Here is a 19,915-nt window from a genome sequence, read left to right on the forward strand (position 1 = left end):
TCAACACCGTCTCCAACACCAACATCCCGAACTCGCCGCCTGACATCCGCCAAGCAGCCATCGTTAGACATCAGGAATGAGGGGTCCTTATTCGACGCCGATCACCCCGCTAACGGGGTTCCTTTTCCACGCCGATCCACACTATAGGCTATCGCTTGCTGCGACTTGCTGGGGGCGAGTCGCGCCCACCCCAAACAATATTGCGTGACGGATGACCGACGACGCACGACCCCAAGCCGACAAGTTCAAGGACATGGCTCGCGAAGTCGAGGCCGATGAGAGCGAAGAGCGCTTTGAGACGAGCGTTGCAAAAGTCGCGTCCGCAAAGCGCCCACCCCGCCCTCGCGCAGAGGGCAAGGAATAACTTTGGCCGAAACTGAGAACGACGACCCCGAACGCATACTCACCAACCACGCCGGGGAGCAGGACCTAGGGTGGATTGATGCGGCCGCAGCAGCCGCAATCCAGCTCTCAGAGGGGCCGATCCGCCTGCAATACGGCTATCCCCACGAAAAGAGCTTTGGGCTCCGTCACATCACGGCCAACGCGTCACGCGTAAAAGCAATCAACGGCTGGGGCTTCGTCAGCTGCCAGAACTATATCTGGGATGTAGCGGCTAACTGGCAACGACTGCACCAATCGCCAAATGGGCGCATCATCGCTGTGTGGCCTCAGCAGGGCGCTGATCTGGCTATTGTTCTGAACTGGACCGGGGCCTACTGGTCGGTCTTGACGGCGCTGCCATTCCGTTGGTGCAAGCAGCCGATCATCTATCAAAAGTAACGGTAGATAGGAGCGAATCCCTATCAAGCGCTGGTTGAGCGCCTTCCGATTTGCGACTGAGATTCCCAGGAACCGTCAAATGTTCCTTCAACCGGACTCTCGCCCAAACGCACTCGGTCCCGCCTTTTAGACAAGTGACAACTAGTCAACTTGCGCATAAGTTTCAACCGAAATGTCAGAACGCTGATATCTGCGCATGCTCCACTCCGAACTTAGCGCCCCGCTATCTCCCATAAATCCGCATCAAATCCAACCACTTGTACCGGCCTGTCATCGGCAACACTATATGTTGCGGCGGGTTTGTCAAAGACATAATGTCCATTATTTTTTACACCACGTCCAAACCATCAGACATCCACCATCTCTCCCAGCTTCAGCACCGTGTTCCAGTTCCGGCCGGTGCCCATGCCGAGCATGCGCGGCGTGGCCTTCTTGAAGATGCCGCTTTCGCCCTGACCGTTCGGGAACCAGAAATAGAGAACGTCGCCGCCCGGCCCGGTCCGGCCCTCGACAGCCTCGCCGCCTTCGGCCAACGCGCGACACGCCTCAAGCGCCCCGGCCTTGATGCCGTCCTTCATGACCATGGCCAGAACCTTCGCCGGCTGGTCTGCGGCCTCCCGGGCGAAGGGGTTGGCGGCGATGAGTTCGGCCCACTGCTCCGACGTGCGGACCATGGCGGCGACCTTGATACCGAAGCGGCGCTCCATCTCGAGTTCGATATCCGTCTCAAGCGCGGCCGGATCGCGATCGCTCTCGACCACCAGATTGCCGCTGGCCAGAAGGGTGCGCGGGTTCTTCAGCCCCATCGCCTCGGCCATGACCCGCTGCTCGCCGACGGGGGCGCGGACGCCGCCGGTGTTCATGCCCCGGAACAGGATGATGCGGTGGGTCATCAGCGCCTCTGGCAGGAGGGGCAGTAGAAGGTCGACCGACCGCCCTGGACGACACGTTTGACCAGGCCGGTGCAGCCCTCGCCGAGACAGGGCTTGCCCTCGCGGCCGTAGACGTCGAACCGGTGCTGGAAATAGCCCTGGCCGCCCTCGGCGTTGGCGAAGTCCTTCAGCGTCGAGCCGCCGGCCGCGATGGCGTCGTTGAGCACGTCGCGGATGACCGCAGCCAGGGTCTCCAGCCGTGGCTTCGAGAGCTTGCCCGCCGCGATGAGGGGCGAGATGCGCGCCCGGTAGAGCGCCTCGCACACATAGATATTGCCGAGGCCGGCGACGTTGCGCTGGTCCAGCAGCGACACCTTGATGGTCTGCTTCTTGCCGTCGAAGACCTCGGCCAGATGGGCGGCCGAGAAGCCGTTGCCGAGCGGTTCCGGCCCCATGCCGACGAACCACGGGTGGGTCTCGACCTGGTCGGTCGGGATCAGACCCATGAAGCCGAACCGGCGGGCATCGGCGAACCCCACCCGCGTGGCGCGGCCGTCCTTCAGGGCGCAGAAGCTCATATGCTCATGCTTGCCGGCGATCGGCGCGGGCTCCTCGAACTCGCCCAGCTGTTCACCGTCGACAGTGAACCGGCCGGTCATGCCAAGGTGGGTCACCCAGGTCTCCCCGGTCGATAGCGCGGCCAGCAGATATTTGGCCCGCCGGTCGATCCGCTCGACGCTCCCCCCCTCCAGACGCTCGACGAACCGGTCAGGGAAGGGAAAGCGCAGATCAGGGCGGTTCTGCCGCAGCCGCGTCAGCCGCGCCCCGACGAGCACCGGCTCCAGGCCGCGTCGGACCGTCTCGACCTCGGGAAGTTCAGGCATGTCATCCGTCTAGCCGGTCCCCGCGCCAGGGTGAAGTCGGGTCGGCGACGCCATAAGCGATACGGCCACGGACGTCTCTACACGCGTCCGACACGGAAACTCCGCCCAACCCCCATGTTTCCGTGACGCGCCCGCCGCAGGAGTCAGCCATGGCTGTCTCACGACTCGATTGGGGGATCGATGACGGAGGTCACAGCCATCGGCGAACGGGGTCGGCGCGCGCGCCGTCTGTTCAATATCCACGCCCTTCGGCGGGCCGCGACGCGATTGCAGCTTTCGCTGGCGTCGGGCCTGCGCGCCGACGAGCCCGTGACCCTGGCCTTCGTGACGCTCATCGTCCTGTCGCTGTATTTCGCCCTTCTGCCGGGCGTCGATATGGCGGTCAGCGCCCTGTTCTACAGCCCGGACGCGGGCTTCGCCCTGGCCGACAATCCGGTCCTGAAGGGGCTGCGGAGGTCCTCGACCTGGGTACTCGGACTGATGCTTCTGGGCCTGGCCGGCGAGATCGTCCTGGCCCTGCGCCGCAATCCCCGCCGTGTCGAGGGCTGGGGTCGTCGGGCGACCGTTCTGCTGGTCGGTCTGGTCATCGCCTCGGGATTCCTGGTCAACGGCGTTCTGAAATCGATGTGGGGCCGCGCCAGGCCGATCCAGATCGAGGCCTTCGGCGGCGACACTCACTTCACCCGCGCCTGGCAGGTCTCGGACAACTGCCTGTCCAACTGCTCCTTCGTCTCGGGCGAGGCCTCGTCCGCCGCCTGGATGGTGGCGGTCGTCGTCCTGATGGTCCCGGCGCCGTGGCGTCGCTGGGCCCTGCCCGCCGTCATGACCTATGCCGCCGCCCTGTCGCTCAACCGGATCGCCTTCGGCGGCCATTTCCTGTCGGACATCCTCCTGTCGTGGGCGCTCACCGGCCTGGTCGTCGCCGCCCTGCACCGGCTCGCGCTCGCCTGCCCCCGGGCTGCGCGACAGATGCGCCGCGCCCGCCGCCGGAGCAGCGTAGCGGCCTGAGGCGTGCTATGGCTTGGCCATGCCCAACCATTTTCAGCGTTTCTGCATCTACGCCCTGATCGCCCTCGCCTTCTCGGCCGTCGCGACCTGGGGGCTGGGCCTGTTCTGGGTCGCCATAGGCGGGGGCGGCCTGCCGCTGCACGGCTGGATCGCCATGGGGCTCGGGGTCGCCGGGACGGTCGGCCTGACCTGGGGACTGATGGCCCTGGCCTTCAAGTCGAACCGCGAGGGGTGGGACGATCAGGTCGACAACAGTCTGGATCCCGGTCGCGCCGAGACCGACGAAACTTGACCCGGACGGGTTCGCCTGCATGGTCGTCACGAACCTGTCCCGGAGCCGATCCGATGCGCCTGCCCCTTCTCGCTCTCGCCCTGCTTGCTGTCGCGGCCTGTTCCAACCCGGGCGAAACGCCCCGGTCCGAGGTGCCTCCGCTGGCCGCGTCCGCCGTCCTCGGCGGCGTCGATCTGGGCCAGCCGCTCCGCGCCATCGGCACCGAGCCCTTCTGGGGCGTAGAGATTACCCCCGGGACCCTGACCTATTCCGCCGTCGACAATCCGGGCTTCAGCGTGACCAACCCCGGCCCGACCCTTCAAGGCACCACGGCGGTCTATGCAGCCGCCGGGGCGGACGGCGCGACCCTCGTCGTGACCCTGATCGCCACGGACTGTTCGGACGGCATGAGCGACCGGGTCTATCCCCTGACCGCGCGCGTCGAACTGGGTGAGCAGACGCTGAACGGTTGCGCCGCCTCCGTCGCCTTCCTCGAGAGCCAGCCGGCGCCCTAGCTGTCGCCCAGCAAAGGCCCCACGCCCGGCACGCTGCGCACCGCCTCGCCCAGCAGGTCACGTCCGGTCGCCGCCCGCACCCGGTCGCGCGCGGCGGGCAGCAGCCGTTTGAGCGCCGCCTTGTCCACGCCCTCGCTCAAGAGACGATCCAGCAGGCCCATGGCCTCTGCCACCGCCGCGCCCGACACCCCTCCAGCCGAGGCCATGATCCCGCCGAACAGGCCGCGCTTCGGACGCTCGGCGGCCCTGGAGCGCGCCGCAGTCTCCGCTCCGTCGACGGCGGCATAGAGCGCCGCCAGCGGCTCGCGCCCGGCATGGCGATCCAGCAAGCCCAGCGCCCCGGTCAGGGCGGCGGTGGCCTGCGCCTCGGTAAGCCCCGCCCGCGTTGCTGCGGCGCAGGCGACATCATCGAAGGTCAGGGTCTTTGCGGTCACGTCTGCATCTTTCATCGTTCACTTAACGGTTCTGGAACCGCGTCGGCTGCATAGGGGAGGAATGACCCAGCTGGAAACGCCGCAGGATCTGCGTCCTCTCACCGCGCTGCGCTTCGGCGCCGCCATCTGGGTGGCCCTGTTCGCCTTCTGGCCCGACCTCGACGTCGGCTTCATGCCCAACCTGGTGGCCAAGGGCTATCTGGGGGTCGAACTGTTCTTCGTCCTCTCGGGCTTCATCCTGTGCCACGTCTATCTGGCGGCGCATGGCGAGAAGCGGTTCAGCTATGGCAGCTTCCTGTGGGCCCGGCTCGCGCGAGTCTATCCGCTGCATATCGCCACCCTGATCGGGGTCGGCGCACTGGCCTTCGGCGCCGTCGCCGCAGGCCTCAACATCAACGGCAACATCCTCAGCTGGGCGGCCCTGCCCGCCAACCTCCTGATGGTCCACGCCTGGGGCTTCGCCCCCGTGGCCGGCTGGAACCATCCGTCCTGGTCGATCTCGGCGGAATGGTTCGCCTATCTCTGTTTCCCCGCCTTCGCCTTCGTCGCCTGGCGGCTGCGCGAGAGGCCGATCGCTGCGGTGATCGGCGCAGTGGGCTTCCTCGTGGCGCTCTACGTCGTCTTCCAGATGCTGGCCGGCTTCCCCCTGACCCAGGCCACCATCCTCTGGGGCGCCCTGCGCATCGTTCCCTGTTTCGCCCTCGGCTGCGCCCTGTATCTAATGCATCGCAAGATCCGCCTCCCGCGTCCCGGCTGGATCGCCGCCGGCGTCGCGGCGTCCATCGCTGTGGCCGGTTCGCTGCAGGCCCCGGACGCGCTGATCGTGCCCCTGTGCGGTGCATTGATCGTGGCTCTTGCCTCGCTGCCCAACGCCCGCGCCGGCTGGCTGGCGTCGAGGCCCGCCGTCTATCTCGGAGAGATCAGCTACTCGGTCTATATGGTCGTCGTGCCGTGGAAACTGCTGGCCGTGAACGCGGCGTCGAAGCTCACGGGCGGGGGCGAAAAGCTTCAACTCTTCGTGTGGCTGGCTGTGTTCCTGACCCTGCCGCTGGTGGCGGCCGTGTCCTACCACCTGGTCGAATTCCCTGCCCGACGGGCGCTGCGCAACCTCGCAAAGCGGCGGGCCGAGCGGGAGAAAGCCCGCACAGGCGGTCCGCAACTCGCCTGAAAAGGGGCTTTTACCCTCCGCTAACTATCGTCTAGGGATAGTGCGGGCGTAACAGGCAGAAACAATTCAGTATGACAAAACGGATCACCGCCGCTCTGGTTGCCGCGTGCCTCGGGTTCTTCGCCCTGTCGCCCGCCCCCGCCAAGGCCGACGATCCGTACTGGCAGTGCGTCACCTTCGCCCGCATGTTCTCCGGCATCAACATCTTCGGCGACGCCTGGACCTGGTGGAATCAGGCCGTCGACCGCTTCCGCACCGGCCGTGCGCCCGAGACCGGCTCGGTCCTGGTGTTCCGTCCCGAAGGCCGCATGAGCCGGGGCCACGTCGCCGTCGTCTCCGACATTCTGACCGACCGCGTGATCCGCGTGACCCACGCCAACTGGGGCGGCAGCCGCGGCCGCGTCGAGGAAAACGTCACCGTCGTCGACGTCTCGGGCCAGAACGACTGGTCCGAGGTCAAGGTCTGGTACAATCCTATCCGCGACCTCGGTTCGACCGTCTATCCGACCTATGGTTTCATCTACAACGGCGCCCGCGACGCCTATGACGCCGGCCGCCAGGTCGCGGCGAACGCCACAACCACCGCGACCAACTAACCCCGACTTGACCCCCACACCCCGAGCCCGCCCCGAATGATCCGCCTCTATCGTTCGGGCTGCGCCGCCTGCGAGGCGGTCGAGATCGACGTCATCGGCGGATGGGAAATGCCGCCCGACACCCTGTGGATCGACATGATCGAACCCAGTCACGGTGAAGACGCCGCCGTCGAGCGGGCCCTGGGCCTCTCCATTCCCACCCGCGCCGAGATGAGCGAACTGGAGGCCTCGAGCCGGCTCTATCGCGAGGGCGGCGCAACTTATGTCACCGCCGACATCCTGCATCGTGGCGACGACGACCTGCCCGGCATCGACCCGGTCACCTTCGTCCTGACCACGGGGCCGATGGTCACCATCCGCTATTTTGACCCGCGCCCCTTCACCATGTTCACCGACAAGCTCGAGCGTGAGCCGGCGCTTTGCCAGACCGGCGCCGACATGTTCCTGAACCTGATGGAGGCGATCATCGACCGGGCCTCCGACGTGCTGTCGGGCCTGGGCGCCAAGGTCGAGGGTTTCGGCGTGCACGTCTTTTCCGAGGGCAAGACCGTCGGCTTCAAACACCTGATCACCAAGCTCGGCCGGGCGCATATCGCCAGCGCCCGCATCGAACAGAGCTTGGCCGGTCTCGCCCGGGTCTTCGCCTTCGTCACCGTCGACGACTGGTTCGAACACGCCGACGAGCCGCGCGAGCACCTGCGCTCGCTCAGCCGTGACGCCACCAGCCTGATCGCGCACAATCAGGCCGTCGCCTCGGGTATCAACTTCCAGCTCTCGGCCGCGCTCGGCCTGATCAACATCGAGCAGTCGTCAATTTTCAAGATGTTCTCGATCTTCACCGCGGTGCTGATGCCGCCGACCCTGATCGGGGCCATCTACGGCATGAATTTCGAGCATATGCCCGAGCTTCGCTGGATGGAGGGCTATCCGATGGCCCTAGGCCTGATGGTGATCTCGGCGGCCGCGCCGCTGCTGTATTTCCGGCGAAGGGGCTGGATCTAGTCCGCCCTCACCACTCCGGCTTGATCGACAGCTGGAAGGCGACCAGGCCCTCGGAGATGTCGTTGTCGATGCCGTCGCCGCCGTGCATACCCTCGGCCTCGATTTCGCGATAGACGAGGCCGAACGAGCCCTGCATGTCGCCCCGGCGCAGGGCCACCCCGATCGAGGCGTCGCCCAGGAACGTGCCGCTGTCGCGGCTGTAGCCGGAGCGGGCGTACTCGCCGTCCCGCGTCCGCGCGAAATTATAGCCGACGGCCGTGCCGGACCCGGCGGCATAGATGTACCAGCGGGCCCGCTCGCCGAAGGCTTCGGCCCCTTCCGGCAGGATGCGGTCCGCGGTCGAGCCGATCCGCAGGGTGGCGCCGGCCTCGGCCGTGCCGCCCCGGTCGCCCGCGCCGATGCCGACGTGCGGCGTCAGCGTCACCTCGAGCCCGGAGGCCGTATAGCCGCGCGCCGTCGTCCAGCCGCGCGTGTAGCTGACCTCATAGCCGTCGGCGTCGAACATCGCCTGGTCGAGCGGCGTCGGCGGCACAGGCGAGCCGTCGGCCCGGCGCAGTTCGCCCCGCGTCCGCAACCTCAGCCGATCGGTGAAGCCATCGGCCTCGCGCCAGACGTCGCGGGTGGTCGTGGCCGCGAACGGGTTGCGCGCCTCGGCCGGCGCATAGTCGGTGGCGAACTCCAGCGCTGGCCCGAATTCGCGCCCCGCAGCTACATTGAAACTGGCCTGGCGGTTCAGCTGCGCGGTGATGCTGGCGGAGGTTTCCTGCTGGGAATCGGACCAGTTCTGGTTCACCCACGTCTGCGCACTTGCCGGAACGGCCAGGGCCGCCAATGCGAGTACGCTCAGAAACAGGCTATCCAGACGGATCAACGGTCCCCTCACAGTCCGTTAACAGAGCCCATCCTGCACCGGAATCGCGTCAGATCCAACCGCGTTCTTGCGACACCTTCCTGACATGATCGCCCAACGTGGCTTTCGCTGCACAGGTTCCCCCATCCGGGGTGTCATCGGGGTTAAAGGCCCCTGCAGACGCGAAACGAGCGGCGCCCCCCCGGGGGGGGGGGGGGGGGGGGGGGCGCTCGTCAAGATCAGCGCGATTTCAAGGCCGACCCGTCTCGGGTCATTGGCAGGCCAGGCACTCGTCGTAGTCGGTCGGGGCGGCGGAGAAGAGGTCCGGCTGGTTCGGATCGATCTCGACCTCGGCCTTGTCCTCGGCGCCGGCGAAGGCGGCGCGCTGCACCGATTTGGAACGCAGGTAATACAGCGACTTCACGCCGCGTTCCCAGGCGGACCAGTGCAGCATGTGCAGGTCCCATTTGTTGACGTCGCCCGGGATGAACAGGTTGATCGACTGGGCCTGGCAGATTTCCGGTGAGCGATCGGCGGACAGTTCGACGACCCAGCGCTGGTCCAGTTCGAAGGCAGTCTTGAAGATCCCCTTCTCGTCGTCGTTCAGCATGTCCAGGTGCTGGACCGAGCCCTCGTGTTCCAGGATCGAAGACCAGACCGCGTCGGTGTTGGCGCCGTAGCCGTCCAGCAGCTTCTCCAGGTAGGGGTTCTTGACCGCGAACGAGCCCGACAGGGTCTTGTGGGTATAGATGTTGGCCGGGATCGGCTCGATGCCCGCCGAGGTCCCGCCGCAGATGATCGAGATCGAGGCGGTCGGGGCGATGGCCAGCTTGTGCGAGAACCGCTCCATGATGCCGCGCTCGGCGGCGTCCTCGCAGGCGCCCTTCTCCTCGGCCAGCTTGACGCTGGCCTTGTCGGCCTCGCGACGCAGGTGTTTGAACAACCGCATGTTCCACGACTTGGCCATGGCGCTTTCGAAGGCCACGCCTTGGGACTGCAGGAAGGAATGGAAGCCCATCAGGCCCAGTCCCACTGAACGCTCGCGTTTGGCCGAATAGACGGCGGCGGCCATTTCCGGCGGCGCGCGGGTGATGAAGTCCTCCAGGACATTGTCCAGGAAGCGCATCACGTCCTCGACAAAGCGCGGCTCCTCGCGCCATTCCAGGAACATCTCCGCGTTGACCGACGACAGGCAGCAGACGGCGGTGCGGTCGATGCCGAGGTGGTCGGGACCGGTGTGCAGCATGATCTCGCTGCACAGGTTCGACTGCTTCACCCTCAGCCCCAGCTCCCGCTGATGCCTGGGCATCTGGCGGTTCACCGTGTCGGAGAAGATCAGATAGGGCTCGCCGGTCTGCAGCCGGATCTCGAGGATCTTCTGCCACAGGCTGCGGGCGTCGACGGTCTTCAGCACCTCGTTGTTCTTGGGTGAGCGCAGGCCGAACGGCCCGCCGGCCTTCACCGCCTCCATGAACTCGTCGGTGATGTTGATGCCGTGGTGCAGGTTCAGGGACTTTCTGTTGAAGTCGCCCGAGGGCTTCCGGATTTCCAGGAACTCCTCGATCTCCGGGTGGTGGACGTCCAGGTAGACCGCCGCCGACCCGCGACGCAGGGACCCCTGCGAGATCGCCAGCGTCAGGGAGTCCATCACGCGGATGAAGGGGATGATGCCCGAGGTCTGGCCCGCGCCCTTGACCTTCTCGCCGATGGAGCGGACCCCGCCCCAGTAGGTGCCGATACCGCCGCCGTTGGAAGCCAGGGAAACGTTCTCGTTCCAGACGCGCTGGATGCCGTCCAGGCTGTCCTGCACCGAGTTCAGGAAGCAGGAGATCGGCAGGCCGCGATCGGCGCCGCCGTTCGACAGCACCGGCGTCGAGGGCATGAACCACAGCTTCGACATGTAATCATAGACGCGCTGGGCATGGTCGGCGTCATCGGCGTAGGCCGTCGCGACGCGGGCGAACATGTCCTGATAGCTTTCGCCGGCCAGCAGGTAGCGGTCTTCCAGCGTCTTTTTGCCGAAGTCGGTCAGGAGGTCGTCGCGGGTCCGGTCCAGTTCGAGGCTCCGCACCACCGTCAGATGGGGCTTCTCAGAGCTCGGCGCAGCCTTGAGGCCCTCGAATTCCACCGTCTTCAACGCTTCGCCGCCAGCCATAATCGTCATCGCCCTGAACTAAAATCGAAGTGAAGCCGCCTGCGTTCGAACCACTGCATCTAGTGGCCGAAGCGCTCCCCGAACCAACATATGGGGCGCAGATGCCTAACCAATGGTCAACGGGCTTGACGCCGGAATTCGTCTCGAATCACTTCGAGACGGGGGATGAGCCTGTGCAAAAGCCGCGACGGCCGTGCGACGCACCATTGTGACAGGATTCACGAAGCCGTGATCGGGAACGGCATCCCAGCTTGGCCGTTAGCGAGCGATGCAATCCTCCGATCTCCTCCCTTTTTTGCGTCGCGCGATCACCGTGGCGCGGGCGGAGTTCGCGGCCCTCGGCGCCCTGGCCATCGTCACCCTGGGGACCGTGACCTTCGTCGAGATCGCCGACGACATGACCGAGGCCGACGGTGAGGCCTTCGATCAGATGGTCCTGCGCTGGATGCAGCCGGTCGCCGGCCAGCCGCGCGGCCCCTGGTGGCTGCACGAGGCGGCGGCCGATATCACCTCCTTGGGGGGCATTGCCGTCCTGACCCTGTTCGCCGTCGTCGCCCTGGGCATGCTGCTGATCCTCAGGAAGTGGCTTTCGGCCCTGCTGCTGCTGATCGGCCTCGCCGGCGGGGTCGCCCTGAGCGAGGGGCTGAAGGCCTTGTTCCAGCGTGAACGCCCTCCTGCGGCCTTCCAGGCGGTGGAGACGCTGAACGCCAGTTTCCCCTCCGGCCACGCTCTTCTGTCGACGGTCTTCTACCTGACCGTCGCGGTGATGATGACCCGCGCCTTCCCCCGGCGTCGACTGAAGGCCTACGTCCTGGGCGTCGGCATGGTCTTCGCCCTCATGGTCGGACTGACCCGCGTCTACCTCGGCGCCCACTGGGCCTCGGACGTCATGGCCGGATGGTGCGTCGGCGCGGCCTGGGCGATGGCCCTGTGGCTGGTCAGTTATGCGGTCGAGCGCAGGCAGACGCGCCGCCATGCCCGTCTGGCCGACGAAACGCCGGTCGCCGAAGGTTGAGATTTCGCTAGGCCCGCCGTCGCCGAAAGCGTTAATATCCGGGCTGACCGACCGCCCGTGGGACTCGTCCGTCGCCGGGCCTCGCGGCAGGAGGCTTCCATGATCAGCCTGATGTTCACCCTGCTCGCCGGCCCGATTCCGGCTGCGGCGGATCAGGCCGTCCAGGCCACGCTGCAGTCCTGCTCCATGGAAGGCGGCCGCTGGGTCTGCCGCTATGCCGTGCCCGACATCGAGATCGTGCCGATCCCGGGCAGCGACATCGTCACCGACGCGCCCGCCGCCATCCTCGGCGCGGCCGCGACCGTCGACGCGCCGTCGCCCGAGACCCTTCCATCAACGACCGTCACCGAACCCGCAGGCCCGCCTCTCGCCGTCCCCGTCGATCCCGGCCCGGTCCGGCCGATCGACACCGGCGTCCTGAGCGAGCGCGAAGCGCGGCTGGTCTCCCGCTGCGCCGACGCAGGCTGGATATCGCTGTGCCTGCCCGACGACCGCCGCGCCGCCCGTTCACTGCGCGACAAGCAGGACGCCTATCTCGCCGTGCGCCGCGAGGTCACCCGGCTGTTGAGCGAGAACCACTGCGACGCGGCAATCAAGGCCGCCCTGGACGGCGGCTACCTCAGCCTGGCGCGGGAGACCCGCGACTACTGCGCCGCACCGGCGGGCGGAGCGCGCTCCGCGACAGCTGCGTCGTCGAACGCCGAGGCGGACCAAACGTCGCCGAACTGACTTCTCTTTCGTCATCCCCCGGCAGGCTGCGCTCGTCGGAGAACGACGAAAGGGAAGAACGAAGAAAAAGAGCCCCGGCGTTTCCGCCGGGGCCCTCCGTCATTTTAGTCGCGGATCGTCGGCTCAGTAGCCGCCCGCTGGCGTGCAGGTGGGGCCTTCGGTGCAGTCCGAGAAGTGAACTTCCGGCGGCTCGACGAGGATCTCCGATGGCCGAACATGGACCTCGGGACGCTGGACGTAGATCTGGGCCGGCGCGATGCGGATCGGCGGCGCGTCGACATAGACCGGGGGTCCGTCGATGTAGATGGTCGGGCCGGCGACGTTGATCGGACGGCCGATCACGCGAACGCCCGGCGATGAGACATGAATAGGCGGGCCTGGATTGTTGATCGGCGGACCCCAGCCCCCCGGTCCCGGCCAGCCGGCGCCGCCGCCGGTCCAGGGGCCGTAGAAGTCGACGACTCTCGTGCATGAGCAGGGTACGTCGCCATAGTGCGGTGCTTCGGGACAGCCATGACCATCCACCGGCGCCGCGGCGCCGGAGATCAGCATGGCGGCCACGATCGAAGTGATCGGATCCATGTTCAGCTCCCCAAGTCCTTGCGAGACCTCGCTTTTCCCCTGTCAGGCGAACCCTGAAACGGGCGGGCGAGCCGCTCAATCAGCGTTATATTAACCATTTCGACCTGTCTACCGTCACTGTCGTGCTTGCCCCGTGGTGTGGCCACCGCTACACGCGTCGCCCTTTTCGGTGAGCCCTTGGAACCTTTTCTGATCTCTGTCGGCCTCGTCTCCCTGGCGGAGATCGGCGACAAGACGATGCTCCTCGCCATCGCGCTGGCGGCGGCCTGGCGGCGGCCCGCGCCGATCATCCTCGGCATCCTGGCCGCGACGTTGGCGAACCACGCCTTCGCCGCCCTCGCCGGGACCCTGGCGGCGCAATATCTCGACGGCCCCTGGACGAAGCGGATCGTCGGCGTCGCCTTCCTGGGCTTCGCGGTCTGGGCCCTGATCCCCGACACCCTCGACGTGCAGGACGATCAGGGGCCGGAAAAGACATTCGCCGGCGTCTTCTGGACCACCACCGCCGCCTTTTTCCTGGTCGAGATGGGCGACAAGACCCAGATCGCCACGGCCGGCCTGGCCATCCGGTTCGAGAACCTGCCGCTGGTCGTGGCCGGCTCGACCCTGGGCATGATGCTGGTCAACGCCCCGGCGGTTCTGCTGGGCGAGGCGACCGCCAAACGTCTGCCGCTCAAATACATTCGCATGGCCGCAGCCGCTGCTTTCGCCGCGACAGGTCTGTGGATGCTGGTCGCGGTCTGATCGCCCGGTAAGGGCAACTACGGATACCGATACTACCCTGAATTAACCCTTTCTGTGGGATGACGAATCTGTCGCGCGGCAAGGAATGACGCTGATGCAAGGCCACTGGCGGATTTTCCGCCACGAAACAGGACGTGAGACCGGCCCCCCTGCCTGGGCCTATGTGGCGCTGTTCTGCGCCAGCCTCCTCATCGGTCTGTGGAGCGTGCAGCAGTTCGGCGCGGTCGTGATGTGGCCGGCCAACGGCATCCTGCTGGCCGCCTTCCTCCAGTTGCATCGTCGCAAGGCCATCGCTGTCCTGGCCGCGTGTTTGGCGATCAATCTCGTCACCAATGTAGTGCGGGGCGACCCCATGCCCTTCCTGTGGCTCAACGCGGTGCTGAACCTCACCCAGGTCCTGATCGCCGGCGTCCTGGCCCGGCGGGTCTGCGGCGCGGCCCTGGACCTGCGTTGCCCCCGCCGCCTGCTGCGCTTCGCCGTGGCGGCCGTGACCCCGGCCGTCCTGATCTGTACGGCCTTCATGGTTAGCCTGGCCGCCGTCGTGCACGACTATTCGCCGGGACTCTACGTCTTCACCTTCGAGCGCTATTTCGCCATGGAGGCCTTGGGTCTTCTGACCGTCACCCCGGCCCTGCTGCTGCTCGCCCGCCGCCACCGGTTCGCCGGGACGGGCTCCAACGACGGTCCCCGCGAGACGGTCGCCCTGTTCAGCCTGCTGACCGCTGTCACCCTTGCTGTCTTCTGCCAGTCCAGCGCGCCGATCAGCTATCTGATCTTCCCGCCCCTGGTCTTGCTGGTCTTCCGCGTCTCGACAACCGGGTCGGCTCTGGCTGTCCTTCTGGTGGCCCTGATCGGCGGCGTCGCCACCCTGACCGGCCACGGCCCTGTCACGCTCCAGCGGCTCGCCGTCGATCCTGAGCTGGCCCATATCCCGGACCTGGTGCGCCAGTTGAACGTCTTCTACGGCTTCCTGCTGACCCTGGTCGCGATCGCCCTGCCGGTCTCGACGATCGTGTCCGAGCGCCGACGGATGATGGAACGACTGGAGACCCGTACCCGCGCCGCCCAGATCGCCCGCGGCCAGGCCGAGGCTGCGGACGCCGCCAAGTCCCGCTTCCTGGCATTGATGAGCCATGAGATGCGCACCCCCCCTGCATGGCGTCGCGGGCTATGCCGAGATCCTGTCGCGTCGATCAGGTCTGCCCCGCGACGCCCGTCATCAGGTGGAGGAAATCCAGCGGTCCGGCGCGGCGCTGCTGACGCTGGTCGAGGACCTGCTGGAGGTGTCGCACGGCGAGGCAGACGCCTGTCCGGAGACGATCGACCCGGTCGAACTGCTGGCCCAGGCCGCGGCCGCCAGCCGCGACGTCGCTGCCTCCAAAGGCCTCCCGCTGCATGTCCGCGTCCTTCCGGGCGCCGAAGCCTTCCTCCTCGTCGACCACCGCCGCCTGCGCCAGATCCTTCACCGGCTGGTCTCCAACGCGATCAAGTTCACCACCCAGGGCGAGGTCGACATCAGCGTGGCGCGTGAAGGCCCCCTGACCGTGTTCCGGGTCTCCGACACCGGCCCCGGCATCGATCCCGACCTGATCCCCACCCTGTTCGACGCCTTCGTCCAGGCCGACGATTCCATCAGCCGCACCCATGTCGGCTGCGGCCTGGGTCTCACCGTCGCGCGTCGCCTGACCCGCGCCATGGGCGGCCAGATCGCCCTGGAGAGCACTTCCGTCGCCGGCTCGACCTTCGTCGTCCGCCTGCCCCTGGCCCTGGCGGACAAGGATACGACGACCGGTTGCGCCCGCCCCGCCATCACCGAGACCCGTGGCGCGGCCCGGGTGCTGATCGTCGACGACCATGCGACCAATCGCGAGGTGGCCCGCCTGATGCTCGCGCCGCTCGGCTGCGACATCTTCGAGGCCGTCGACGGGTTCGAGGCGGTGGAGATGGCCTCGGCCGCGCACTTCGACCTGATCCTGATGGATGTGCGTATGCCGCGCATGGACGGCCTGGCTGCGACCAAAGCGATCCGCGCCCTGGACGGCGAGTTCTCCCGCATGCCGATCCTGGCCGTCACCGCCGACGCCATGCCCGAAGACGCGGCCCGCTGCCGGGCCGCCGGCATGGATGGCCACGTCGCCAAGCCGCTGACCCACGCCAGCCTTTTCGCCGCCATCGACGCCGTCATGGCCGGCAATGATGAGGCGGCTGATGAAAAGGCCGCCTAGCCCTCGAACGCCCTGAACATGAAGCCCCGCCGTCCGGAGGGGAGGGCGGGCCAGCTGGCCTCCCAGGGCGCTCAGCAAGCCGAGACCTCCGACGCTGGGCCGGCACTGGTGAAAACCCCCGTTCGCCGGGCGGAGGTTCGCGGTCGCGCGTCCGATACGTCCCTTGCTTGCCGAAGCCTGTCGTGAAAGAGCGATCCGGCGCGCCTGTCGCGACCGCATCCATGGACGGGACGGCATGCTGAAATCACCCGCGCTGCGCTACCTCGGCCTGTTCCTGATCCTGACCGTCGCGCTGTTCAGCGTCCTGGCGACTCCATGGGCGGAGCGGCTGTTCGTCGGCCCGTTCACTCGCAGCCTGGTTCACACCTGCGCCTTCCTGATCGGCCTGTTCGATGACCGGGTAGAGGCGGTGGCCGCCGTCCTGCAGTTCACCGACGGACGCGGCGCGGTCCAGGTTCTGGCCGGCTGCAACGCGGTCGAGGTCTGCGCCCTGCTCGCCGCCGCCATCCTCGCCTTCCCGGGCAAGATTCGATACGGCCTGATCGGCGCGGCCGCCGGCATCGTCGCGCTGCAGGCGATCAATCTCCTGCGCATCATCAGCCTTCTCTACCTGTCACGCGGGTCCCAGGAGGTGTTCGAGTTCTTCCACAACTACGTCTGGGACGCGATGATCGGGCTCGAGGGCCTGCTGATCTTCTTCTTCTGGACCCGCTGGCAGTCGCGTCGCGAGGCGGCCGACCGGAGCGCCGGGGAGGCCGCAGCGTGAGCCTGCTGTCCCGTTTCGCCGCCCGCACGCCCGAAGAGGCCGCGCGCCGCCGGTTCGGCGTCTGGGCCGGCCTCGCCCTCGTCGTCCTGCTGCCGCTCTGGTGGATGTGGGGCGCCGACGTCGTGGCGGGGCTCCTGCGTCCCGTCGTCGGCCTTGTACTGCGCCTGTTCGGGCTGACCGGCCGCATCGACGTCCTCGAGGGCGGCGACTGGTCCATCGGCACCTACCTGACCCAGGGCGGCGAGCCCATAAACTACGGGATGTCCAAGGAGGGGCTGCGTCGCCTGCTGCTCGGCTTCCCCCTGACCCTGGCCTTCCTGAGCGCCCCGCCGCGCCCCGTACGGCCCTGGCGCGCGGCGGCCATCTCGATTCCCGTGCTCTGCCTGGTCTTCGCCGTCTGTGTCGTCGTGACCGTCTGGGGGGCACTGGCACCCATGCTCAGCCCCGAGCTCGCTGGCGCAGGCATGTCCATCGCCGCCCTGCCTGACCAGCCGCCGCTGCATCCTTTCGCCGCCCAAGTCGTCATCATCGGCCGCTATGTGGCCCAGTCGATCGCCCCGTTGCTGACGGCCCTGATCCTGTGGGCCGCGCTGAATCCGGTGGGAATGAAGACCCTCGTCGCCGAGATCAAGGACTAGGCTCTGCCGAGCGCTCCTGAACGAGAGGCCGTCAATCGGTTCCGGGAAGACCGAGGGCCAGGGAGTGGCCCGACTGAATGGCGCGTGGCGTCACCCCCGGGTGTGTCGCCGCACCAAACCATCCCCCGCTTCACACAAGATGTTGATGCTGGGGATCGTTAACCCTCAACAGGTAGCAATTGGTGCGATTCTGGAGTTCATTGGCTCCAGTCCTTTCCGCGCCAGTTCCCGAGCTCCCCCATGAACGCCCACACAATCATCACACCCGCCCGGGCAGGCCTGCTGACCCCGTCTGCCGCCTACAAGCCGTTCCGTTACCCGTGGGCCTTCGACATGTGGAAGAAGCAGCAGCAGGTCCACTGGATGCCCGAAGAGGTGCCGCTGGGCGAGGACTGCAAGGACTGGGCGGCGAACCTGAACGACAAGGAGCGCAACCTGCTGACGCAGATTTTCCGCTTTTTCACCCAGTCGGACATCGAGGTCGCCGACAACTATATGGAAAAATACGGTCGGGTGTTCAAACCGACCGAGGTCAAGATGATGCTGTCGTCCTTCGCCAACATGGAGACGATCCACATCGCGGCCTACGCCCTGCTGCTCGAGACCATCGGCATGCCCGAGAGCGAGTTCGGTGCCTTCATGGAATACGAGGCCATGCGGGACAAGCATAACTACATGGGCCAGTTCGGGGTCGAGACCGACGCCGACATCGCCCGGACCCTGGCCATGTTTGGCGGCTTCACCGAGGGGCTCCAGCTGTTCGCCTCGTTCGCGATGCTGATGAACTTCCCGCGCCAGAACAAGATGAAGGGGATGGGCCAGATCGTGTCCTGGTCGGTCCGCGACGAGAGCCTGCACTGCGACGGCATCATCAAGCTCTACCACGCCTTCAACGCCGAGACGGGCTGCGTCACCCCGTCGGTCGCCGACGACATCGTCGAATGCTGCCGCACCGTGGTCGGCCTGGAAGACAAGTTCATCGACCTGGCCTTCGAGGCCGGCGACGTGAACGGCATGACCCCCGATGACATCAAACAATATATCCGCTTCATCGCCGACTGGCGCCTGCGCCAGCTCAAGCTGCCCGAGCTCTACGGCGTGAAGGAAAATCCCCTGCCTTGGCTGCAGTCCCTGCTGTCGGGCGTAGAACACGCCAACTTCTTCGAGGCCCGCGCCACGGAATACTCCAAGGCCGCCACCACCGGCGCCTGGCATGGCGCCGAAGGCGTCTGGGGCGAGTTCGACAAGATGATGGCCCGCCGCGACATGAGCATGGTCGCGGGCTGACCGATCACACCGGGGCGGCGCCGATCTGTTTGAGAATGCCGAGCTCATCGGAGCTGCCCCACCGCTCGACCATCTTGCCATCCTCGAACCGGCCGATCTGCATGCCGCGCACCTTGATGGGCTTGCCCGTGGCCGCGACACCGTTGAAGTCGCCCTTGTGGGTGCCGGCGATCTCGTAGGCGAATGCCACCTGATCGCCATCGGCCACCAAGGTCTTGGGTTCCACCTTCAGGTCGGGGAAGGCGGCGCGCATGCCGGTGAAGAAGGTTTTGAAGCCCTCAGGCCCGGCCCCTGATCCCGCGCCCGATCGTTATCGACGCAACCATCGGCGACGACCTCGGAAAAGGCGTCGAGGTCGCCGGTGTTGATGATCTCGCCAAAGCGTTTGGTCGCAGCGATGTTGGGGGTGTCTGCGATGGGCCTGCGTCTCCGATAGATGCGAGCCAGTCCAACGGCCCATCTCCCTTTTCGTTCATGGCGACGGGTCAGATCCCGGCGTACCACTGATAGCCGCGGTGTTCCCAGTAGCCGCCCTTGCCGTCGGTGATGTGGGCCAAGCTCTCGGCCAGCTCTATCCGCTTGATATATTTGGGCGTCTTGTAACCGAGCGGCCGCTCCAGCCGCCAGGTATCGATCCGGCCGCCGGTCAAAGGCCGGTCGGCGTGACGATGGGGCCGCGCAGCCTCGCCCTTCGGACGTTGATCGTCCACCGTGTCGGCGACCCCGTGATCCGTCATCGCTCGTCCCCGTTCAGCCTACCCTCTCACCGCGCCCGCATCACGGCAATGGGCGTTCCGGAAGGGCGCTGTGGTGCCGATCGATCAGGAGCGCGGAGGGGCGCACCGCATCCGGTCGCCGGCCTGACAGGCGCGGACATCGGCCTCCCAGCGGGCGCGGTCCGCTTCCCACTGACGCTGCGCGGCCTCGGACCGGCGAACGTCTTCCTCATAGGCCAGCTGGGCCCGGGTCGCCGCCGTAACCGTCTCTTCGTACTCGGCGCGCCGGGCGGCGAACTCAGCCTGGTCGGCCCGCTCCTGGTTCTCGGCCAGCTGGTTGCGGGAGGCGATCTCGTCGTTGAGCGCCCGGGTCACGCGCAGCTCTTCGGGGCTCTGCTCGGAATCGTCGGCCCGGTGGTAGGCTTCCCCGTCGTTGACGGACGGCAGAACCTGGGTCGGCACGGCATGGCTCAGAAGCTGGTCGGCCTGATCCGCCGGCCGCGTCTGGGCGGACGGCTTCTGCGCCTGGGCCGCGCCTGCCGCCAGCGCGAAGGCCAGGGCCGTGGCCCACGCCGGCCGGGTTCTGGTCCTGATCATCATCTCGTTTCCCTCTCGCAATCCCACCCTCGACTCCAGCCTGAGGAGCTTGGCCATATCAGGGCGGCGCAGTTGCCG

General features: G+C 66.8%; 22 protein-coding genes and 2 pseudogenes. 15 read left to right on the forward strand and 9 right to left on the reverse strand.

Translation table 11 applies throughout. From position 1 onward, the window contains the following. The first annotated feature begins 366 nt into the window (after positions 1–366). Complete coding sequence (locus tag ACP7A5_RS15675) at positions 367–783, forward strand: hypothetical protein (RefSeq protein WP_426042786.1); 417 nt, start codon at positions 367–369, stop codon at positions 781–783. Between the two features lie 347 nt (positions 784–1,130). Here the strand turns inward: ACP7A5_RS15675 and ACP7A5_RS15680 are convergent, their stop codons facing one another. Together ACP7A5_RS15680 and mutM are read right to left on the reverse strand one after the other, a co-directional pair. Beyond that, complete coding sequence (locus tag ACP7A5_RS15680) at positions 1,131–1,676, reverse strand: DUF1697 domain-containing protein (protein ID WP_426038056.1); 546 nt, start codon at positions 1,674–1,676, stop codon at positions 1,131–1,133. Beyond that, entirely contained in the window at positions 1,676–2,539 is an 864-nt protein-coding gene (gene mutM, locus ACP7A5_RS15685; protein WP_426042787.1) for a bifunctional DNA-formamidopyrimidine glycosylase/DNA-(apurinic or apyrimidinic site) lyase, read from the reverse strand. The genes ACP7A5_RS15680 and mutM overlap by 1 nt, the downstream gene beginning before the upstream one ends. Before the next feature lie 180 nt (positions 2,540–2,719). On the opposite strand from mutM, the gene ACP7A5_RS15690 reads away from it, so the two are divergent. Genes ACP7A5_RS15690 through ACP7A5_RS15700 form a run of 3 tightly spaced genes read left to right on the forward strand, consistent with a single transcriptional unit; the run spans position 2,720 to position 4,333 of the window. Continuing rightward, the gene (locus ACP7A5_RS15690) at positions 2,720–3,547 is read left to right on the forward strand and encodes a phosphatase PAP2 family protein (protein WP_426042788.1); all 828 of its coding nucleotides are present in this window, start codon (positions 2,720–2,722) and stop codon (positions 3,545–3,547) included. Between the two features lie 19 nt (positions 3,548–3,566). Then, the gene (locus ACP7A5_RS15695; protein ID WP_426042789.1) at positions 3,567–3,839 is read left to right on the forward strand and encodes a hypothetical protein; all 273 of its coding nucleotides are present in this window, start codon (positions 3,567–3,569) and stop codon (positions 3,837–3,839) included. 53 nt (positions 3,840–3,892) lie between these two features. After that, entirely contained in the window at positions 3,893–4,333 is a 441-nt protein-coding gene (locus ACP7A5_RS15700) for a COG3650 family protein (protein ID WP_426042790.1), read from the forward strand. Here ACP7A5_RS15700 and ACP7A5_RS15705 read toward each other — a convergent pair. Further along, positions 4,330–4,767 (reverse strand): hypothetical protein, encoded by a 438-nt coding sequence (locus tag ACP7A5_RS15705; protein ID WP_426042791.1) that lies wholly within the window; start codon positions 4,765–4,767, stop codon positions 4,330–4,332. The genes ACP7A5_RS15700 and ACP7A5_RS15705 overlap by 4 nt on opposite strands. A gap of 61 nt (positions 4,768–4,828) precedes the next feature. Between ACP7A5_RS15705 and ACP7A5_RS15710 the strand changes: the two genes are divergently transcribed. The 3 genes from ACP7A5_RS15710 to ACP7A5_RS15720 all read left to right on the forward strand — a co-directional run bounded on the left by ACP7A5_RS15710 (position 4,829) and on the right by ACP7A5_RS15720 (position 7,533). Next, entirely contained in the window at positions 4,829–5,935 is a 1,107-nt protein-coding gene (locus tag ACP7A5_RS15710; protein WP_426042792.1) for an acyltransferase family protein, read from the forward strand. Between the two features lie 71 nt (positions 5,936–6,006). Next, positions 6,007–6,531, forward strand: coding sequence for a CHAP domain-containing protein (locus ACP7A5_RS15715; RefSeq protein ID WP_426042793.1), 525 nt, complete (start codon positions 6,007–6,009; stop codon positions 6,529–6,531). Positions 6,532–6,567: 36 nt separating this feature from the next. Beyond that, complete coding sequence (locus ACP7A5_RS15720) at positions 6,568–7,533, forward strand: magnesium transporter CorA family protein (protein WP_426042794.1); 966 nt, start codon at positions 6,568–6,570, stop codon at positions 7,531–7,533. Positions 7,534–7,540: 7 nt separating this feature from the next. On the opposite strand, the gene ACP7A5_RS15725 is transcribed toward ACP7A5_RS15720, so the two are convergent. Together ACP7A5_RS15725 and ACP7A5_RS15730 are read right to left on the reverse strand one after the other, a co-directional pair. Next, positions 7,541–8,404, reverse strand: coding sequence for a lipid A-modifier LpxR family protein (locus tag ACP7A5_RS15725; RefSeq protein ID WP_426042795.1), 864 nt, complete (start codon positions 8,402–8,404; stop codon positions 7,541–7,543). Between the two features lie 250 nt (positions 8,405–8,654). Then, positions 8,655–10,547 (reverse strand): ribonucleoside-diphosphate reductase subunit alpha, encoded by a 1,893-nt coding sequence (locus tag ACP7A5_RS15730; RefSeq protein WP_426042796.1) that lies wholly within the window; start codon positions 10,545–10,547, stop codon positions 8,655–8,657. A gap of 286 nt (positions 10,548–10,833) precedes the next feature. On the opposite strand from ACP7A5_RS15730, the gene ACP7A5_RS15735 reads away from it, so the two are divergent. Together ACP7A5_RS15735 and ACP7A5_RS15740 are read left to right on the forward strand one after the other, a co-directional pair. After that, positions 10,834–11,553 carry a phosphatase PAP2 family protein gene (locus ACP7A5_RS15735; RefSeq protein WP_426042797.1) on the forward strand — a complete coding sequence of 240 codons (720 nt, stop codon included), beginning with the start codon at positions 10,834–10,836 and terminating at the stop codon, positions 11,551–11,553. Between the two features lie 99 nt (positions 11,554–11,652). Continuing rightward, the gene (locus ACP7A5_RS15740) at positions 11,653–12,282 is read left to right on the forward strand and encodes a hypothetical protein (RefSeq protein WP_426042798.1); all 630 of its coding nucleotides are present in this window, start codon (positions 11,653–11,655) and stop codon (positions 12,280–12,282) included. A 123-nt stretch (positions 12,283–12,405) separates the two neighbouring features. Here the strand turns inward: ACP7A5_RS15740 and ACP7A5_RS15745 are convergent, their stop codons facing one another. After that, entirely contained in the window at positions 12,406–12,864 is a 459-nt protein-coding gene (locus ACP7A5_RS15745) for a hypothetical protein (protein ID WP_426042799.1), read from the reverse strand. Between the two features lie 177 nt (positions 12,865–13,041). Between ACP7A5_RS15745 and ACP7A5_RS15750 the strand changes: the two genes are divergently transcribed. The 6 genes and pseudogenes from ACP7A5_RS15750 to ACP7A5_RS15775 all read left to right on the forward strand — a co-directional run bounded on the left by ACP7A5_RS15750 (position 13,042) and on the right by ACP7A5_RS15775 (position 18,524). Continuing rightward, positions 13,042–13,608, forward strand: coding sequence for a TMEM165/GDT1 family protein (locus tag ACP7A5_RS15750; RefSeq protein WP_426042800.1), 567 nt, complete (start codon positions 13,042–13,044; stop codon positions 13,606–13,608). Between the two features lie 229 nt (positions 13,609–13,837). Further along, a pseudogene (locus ACP7A5_RS15755) lies at positions 13,838–14,575 on the forward strand (MASE1 domain-containing protein); the annotation flags it as partial. A gap of 166 nt (positions 14,576–14,741) precedes the next feature. Then, complete coding sequence (locus ACP7A5_RS15760; protein WP_426042801.1) at positions 14,742–15,833, forward strand: response regulator; 1,092 nt, start codon at positions 14,742–14,744, stop codon at positions 15,831–15,833. 235 nt (positions 15,834–16,068) lie between these two features. Further along, entirely contained in the window at positions 16,069–16,599 is a 531-nt protein-coding gene (xrtH, locus tag ACP7A5_RS15765; protein WP_426042802.1) for an exosortase H, read from the forward strand. Further along, positions 16,596–17,237 carry an exosortase H-associated membrane protein gene (locus tag ACP7A5_RS15770; RefSeq protein WP_426042803.1) on the forward strand — a complete coding sequence of 214 codons (642 nt, stop codon included), beginning with the start codon at positions 16,596–16,598 and terminating at the stop codon, positions 17,235–17,237. The genes xrtH and ACP7A5_RS15770 overlap by 4 nt, the downstream gene beginning before the upstream one ends. Positions 17,238–17,477: 240 nt before the next feature. Then, positions 17,478–18,524: a ribonucleotide-diphosphate reductase subunit beta gene (locus ACP7A5_RS15775; protein WP_426042804.1), complete on the forward strand. Its 1,047-nt coding sequence runs from the start codon at positions 17,478–17,480 to the stop codon at positions 18,522–18,524. A 4-nt stretch (positions 18,525–18,528) separates the two neighbouring features. Here the strand turns inward: ACP7A5_RS15775 and ACP7A5_RS15780 are convergent. The 3 genes and pseudogenes from ACP7A5_RS15780 to ACP7A5_RS15790 all read right to left on the reverse strand — a co-directional run. Beyond that, positions 18,529–18,804 (reverse strand): annotated as a pseudogene (locus tag ACP7A5_RS15780) (ester cyclase); the annotation flags it as partial. Positions 18,805–19,009: 205 nt separating this feature from the next. Then, positions 19,010–19,261 (reverse strand): hypothetical protein, encoded by a 252-nt coding sequence (locus ACP7A5_RS15785; protein WP_426042805.1) that lies wholly within the window; start codon positions 19,259–19,261, stop codon positions 19,010–19,012. 84 nt (positions 19,262–19,345) lie between these two features. Continuing rightward, a complete protein-coding gene (locus tag ACP7A5_RS15790; RefSeq protein WP_426042806.1) occupies positions 19,346–19,837 on the reverse strand; it encodes a cell wall hydrolase in 492 nt (163 codons plus the stop codon). Positions 19,838–19,915 lie beyond the last annotated feature (78 nt).

It is taken from the genome of Brevundimonas sp. TWP2-3-4b1 (assembly GCF_049897665.1).
GTDB lineage: Bacteria > Pseudomonadota > Alphaproteobacteria > Caulobacterales > Caulobacteraceae > Brevundimonas > Brevundimonas subvibrioides_B.